The sequence below is a fragment of the Mesorhizobium sp. M7A.F.Ca.US.002.01.1.1 genome, assembly GCF_004022955.1.
Classification (GTDB): Bacteria; Pseudomonadota; Alphaproteobacteria; order Rhizobiales; family Rhizobiaceae; genus Mesorhizobium; species Mesorhizobium ciceri.
In genome coordinates this window covers 1-4,632 of record NZ_RZQE01000467.1, presented here as the reverse complement: position 1 = coordinate 4,632, position 4,632 = coordinate 1, and the positions used below count along the sequence as shown (strand labels likewise).

Sequence of the window (4,632 nt, the reverse complement as noted above, 5' to 3'; positions counted from 1 at the left end):
CCCTGAAGCTGCTCGGCGATCATGTTGTTGACGGCATTGCCGCCGCCGCCGCCGACGCCGATAACGGTGATCTTGGGTCTCATCTCGGAGATTTCGGGCTTCTTGAACTCGGCCATGCCTGTTTCTCCTTCGTCAATTGCGCGCGCTTCACGACCCACCCGCAGACTGCCTTGGGCATATTGCAATCGAGCGGCATGACGCGAATCAGTCCGTTGCGATGGGTACCCCAAAAAGCCAGACAGCGGCCAGAGGTGCAAGTGCATGCGAGGTCAAGATTTGTGATGACCGTTTTGCACAGCGTGGCTCGGGCGCTGCGTGCGCCAGATCTTACCGCAGCGAGCTCGCCGCTCCCGCCGATAGCGGCTGCGCGCTGGTTTACCGGCTCGTGCTTGGCATTCCGCCCTCCAACCTCTATGTTGCGATCGCAGATCGCGCAATTGGTTTTGAAATGCCTCCCGACATACCAGCTAGTGACTTGAAAAAATAAGGAAAAGCGCTTGGCGACAGCCACGTCTGTTTTCCTAAAACTCACCAGCTATTTTTACCAGGGACGTGCGGCCGGTCAGGCTGCGGCACCTTCGAAAACCAGAGGTTTTAAATTGAGCGATGCAATTGCGGACGTTTTGAACTGGCTTGAAAGCAGAACCGACATCCAGAGCCTGAGGGCGGCGGTGTGCGACCTCAACGGCATCATGCGCGGCAAGCGCATTCCCGTCGAGCAGGCAAGAAAGGCGCTGGAAGGCAAGCTGCGCATGCCTTTTTCGCTGATCGGACTGGATGTCTGGGGCGAAGACATCGAAGGCAACAGCCTGGTTTTCTCGACCGGCGATGCCGATGGACTGTGCCAATGGACCGGGCGCGGCATTCTGCCGGTGGCCTGGACGGCGCATCCGACGGCACTTGTCCCGCTGTGGCTTGCCGACGAAAGCGGCGCGCCCTATCTCGGCGACCCGCGACGGGCGCTGGCCCGCATCCTCGATCGCTACAAGGTCCTGGGCCTGACCCCGGTCGCGGCAACGGAACTCGAATTCTACCTCGTCGATCCGCAATCGCAACGGCCGGTCGGCCCTGTCTCGCCGGTGACCGGACGCCGGCTCGATTCCGACGCGGCGCTGTCGATCGACGAAATCGACGATTTCGAATCCTTCATCCATGACGTCTACGAGGCCTGCCGGACGCAAGGCATTCCCGTCGACACGGCCATCGCCGAAAACGGCGTCGGTCAGTTCGAGATCAATCTGAACCATGTCGCGGACGCGTTGCGGGCGGCTGACGATGCGGTGCTGTTCAAGCGCACGGTGAAGGGCATTGCCCGCAAGCACGGCTTTGCCGCCTGCTTCATGGCCAAGCCCTATGGCGACCGGGCGGGCAACGGCTTTCACGTTCATTTCAGCCTGGTCGACGGTGAAGGACGCAACGTCTTCGACGACGGCACCGACCAGGGCTCGGAGACCATGCGCCATGCAGTCGGTGGCCTGCTTGCGGCAATGGCCGAGAGCACGCTGGTGTTCGCGCCGCACTTCAATTCGTACCGCAGGCTGCGCCCAAGATCCTATGCGCCGACTGCGGTCGCCTGGGGCTATGAGAACCGCATGGTCGCGATCCGCATTCCGGGCGGGCCGACCGCTGCTCGCCGTATCGAGCACCGCGTGTCGGGAGCCGACGCCAACCCCTATCTGGTGCTCGCGGCCATATTGGGCGCCGCGCTGACCGGCATCGAAAGACAGTTGTCGCCAGGTGATCCGATCGGCACAGACGGCCAGGGACTTCCGCCGGCAAAGCTGCCGCCGGACTGGGCATCCGCGATCGCCGCCTTCGAGAGCGGGACGCATGTGGCGGAGATTTTTCCAGCCATCCTGCGCGACTCCTTTGTGGCCTGCAAACGCCAGGAGCTGAACACGTTCGCGCTCAATGTCAGCGATTTCGAGATCGAGACATACCTCGAGAGCGTCTAGATCGGGTTACGCCAGTACGGCCAAGCTGGCGCGCATCGGCCAATCATGTCCTGGCGGCCGCGATACGGTCGGCAGGCCTCGGGCTTCCTGCGTACCGAACCCTAATCGCGTCAGGCAGGCTCGCGCCAGGGCCGCATTGCTGTCGATGACGACCAATCCATTCACGTCGTTGAGGCTGGCGGCCACCACCGACAGTTCGGTGCAGCCGAGCAGGGCGGCATCGGCGCCGGTCGCTTGCGCGATGTCGAGCGCGCGCTCGGTTTCAACCGCCGCATCCGCGATCGAACCCGCCTTGACGAGGCTGATCGCGCTGTCGACGCACGCCTGAAATTCGGTGTTCGCGGGAAGGCAGATCTCAAATCCCGCCGCCGACATCCTGTCCTGATAGAAGCCGGAGGCCAGCGTGCCTTGGGTGGCGAGAACAGCAACCCGGCCCCGCTCCAGGCTACGACGCGTCTCCGCCACCACGGCGTCGCCGATATGGATGATTTCCGCGCGCGAATTCGCCGCCAGTTGGTCGTACCAATGATGGGCGGTGTTGCACGGCATCGCGACGCAGGCGACGCCGAGCGCATTGAGCGTCGCGACCGCGGCTTTCAAAGGCGCCAGCGGGCCGTCATGGCCGGCAAGGATGGCTTCGGTCCTGTCGGGCAGCTGCGGTACGCTGAGGATCACGGCAGGCACATGTTCGTTGTCTCTGAACGCCTGGGTCATCCGGGTCAATTTGAAGTAGAAGTCAGCCGATGCAAGCGGCCCGAGGCCGCCGATAATGCCGAGCTGGGGACGGATGCTGTCGTCGATCATCCGGCAGGCTCGGCTTCGAGCTGTCCCGAGACGGTTTCAGGCTGTGTCGCCTCCCTGTGGCTGGGAGCGATCATTGCCGTGCTCGCTGCGACGGTGCAGACGCTGGCCAGCGTCATGAACGTGTCCACGGCCGCATCCACCGCGACGAACAAAGCGAACGCCGCCTCGAAGGGAAGCTTCAGGTAGCCGCAGACGATGGACATCTGCGACAGGATGAGCAGGCTGCCCATGCCGCCGGTGGTGAGGGCGAGAAGCGCCGAGATGATGCCGACGAGCACGAGGTCGGGGACTGCAAGCGGATGGCCGTAGAGTTGGGCGATGAACAGCGCACCCGAAGTGTAGAGCAGCGCCGGGCCTGTACGCAGCAAAGCCGCCTGCAGCGGCACCAGCAGTTCCACGACCACCAGGCTGAACCGCAGGCGCTCGCTCAAAAGGTTGATGACCCACGGCAGCGAGGCGACCGTAGAGCGTGTGGTGATGGCCACCATGAGAAGGGGCTGGCAGGTCTTGATCGTCGTCCAGTAGCTTCGTCGCGACCGGATGGCGATAATGGCAAAGGCGCCGGCAACGAATATGAGGCAGGAAAGACCCATCACCAGCAGGTAACCGCCCATCAGCGTGAGCGGCTTGGTTCCGGTCGACGCGGTCTGGTCCGCGATCAGGATGAAGGTTGCAAAGGGCAACCCCCAGATGAACCAGTTGGTCAGCACCGTACAGGCCCTGTAGACCGCGTTGAGCGCCTGCGTCAGGCTCATGGACGAGGGCTGGGGAATCTTCCCCATCGCGAGCCCGAAAAGCAGGCAGAACAGCAGAACCTGGATGGTCTGTCCCGAGGCCAGCGCATTGAAGACGTTGTTCGGCACCAGGTCGAGCAGGATCGAATGCCCGGGATCCCCATTGGAGGGCGGCGGCTGGAACGGGAAGGCGAGATCGGTGGACACGCTGCCTTGCGAATTGATGAACTCGCCAAGCTCGATGCGCGACTGGGGATTCTCGATCTGGCCCGGCTGCAGGATCAGCGACAAGGTGCCGCTCACCAGCACGGCCAGGAACGACACGACCAGCACGGCCATACCCACCTTACCGAGGTAGCGGACCGATTTCGGGTCCTGGACCATCGCCGTGATGGAGAAGATGACCGATGAGACCAAATAGGGCAGGACGACCATCTTGAGGAAATTCAGGTAGAGTTGTGCGACAGGGCTGATCGCATGGGCAAAGTCTGGATAGTAGAGGCCGCACAGGATTCCTGCAGCAATCATCGCAATCGTCGTCACCGGCGATCGCAAGATACGCCTTGCCACGAGGCGCCAATCGAAAGGCAGGGGTCCGGCTACGTCGGAGATGGCCATTGTCAGGCTTTGCTCCCCAGGCGATAGCGGGCGATGATCTCGTCCGTGTTGAGAATCTGCTGACCCCGCGCGAGGTCGAGATACAGATCGACAAAGGCCGCGAGATGCGGATTGTCCGGCCGCACGCCGACTGCGATCGTATCGACCTTGTCGGTCAGCGTGATGGAGCGCGCTACGACTGTCATCGACGGATCGTCGACCATCAGCTTCTTGATCTCGAAATCATCGCGATAGGCCATGTCGATCGTCCCGTTTCGGATCGCATCGATGATCAGATCCCAGCTTGCCAAGCGATGGATTTGCGCATGTGGGAAAGTCGTGGCCGCATAAGTGGCGAAGGAAGAGCCCTCGATCACGCCGAGATCGCCTGAGAAATCACGGACAATCTGTTCTGGCGGCTTGCCTTGCGCGATACGCGCCAGGTTGAGGCGGTTGGCGATCAGCCCTTGCCGCAGCATGGCGTAGGGGCGGGAATAGATGATCGACCGGCCGCGCTGAAGCGTCCTGCTGAGCTTGCCAAA

General features: G+C 62.4%; 4 protein-coding genes and 1 pseudogene. 1 reads left to right on the top strand and 4 read right to left on the bottom strand.

The window, feature by feature from the left end:
- A pseudogene (locus tag EN932_RS29795) lies at nucleotides 1–116 on the bottom strand (cell division protein FtsZ); the annotation flags it as partial.
- A gap of 483 nt (nucleotides 117–599) precedes the next feature.
- On the opposite strand from EN932_RS29795, the gene EN932_RS29790 reads away from it, so the two are divergent.
- Nucleotides 600–1,955, top strand: a complete 1,356-nt coding sequence (locus EN932_RS29790) for a glutamine synthetase family protein (protein WP_127369437.1) — start codon at nucleotides 600–602, stop codon at nucleotides 1,953–1,955.
- 6 nt (nucleotides 1,956–1,961) lie between these two features.
- Here the strand turns inward: EN932_RS29790 and EN932_RS29785 are convergent, their stop codons facing one another.
- The 3 genes from EN932_RS29785 to EN932_RS29775 all read right to left on the bottom strand — a co-directional run.
- Complete coding sequence (locus EN932_RS29785; protein ID WP_127369438.1) at nucleotides 1,962–2,759, bottom strand: amino acid racemase; 798 nt, start codon at nucleotides 2,757–2,759, stop codon at nucleotides 1,962–1,964.
- The gene (locus EN932_RS29780) at nucleotides 2,756–4,021 is read right to left on the bottom strand and encodes a cation:dicarboxylase symporter family transporter (RefSeq protein ID WP_245461024.1); all 1,266 of its coding nucleotides are present in this window, start codon (nucleotides 4,019–4,021) and stop codon (nucleotides 2,756–2,758) included. Before EN932_RS29780 ends, EN932_RS29785 begins: the two co-directional genes overlap by 4 nt.
- Nucleotides 4,022–4,113: 92 nt before the next feature.
- On the bottom strand, nucleotides 4,114–4,632 hold a 519-nt coding region (locus tag EN932_RS29775; RefSeq protein ID WP_128369283.1), incomplete at its 5' end, for a transporter substrate-binding domain-containing protein.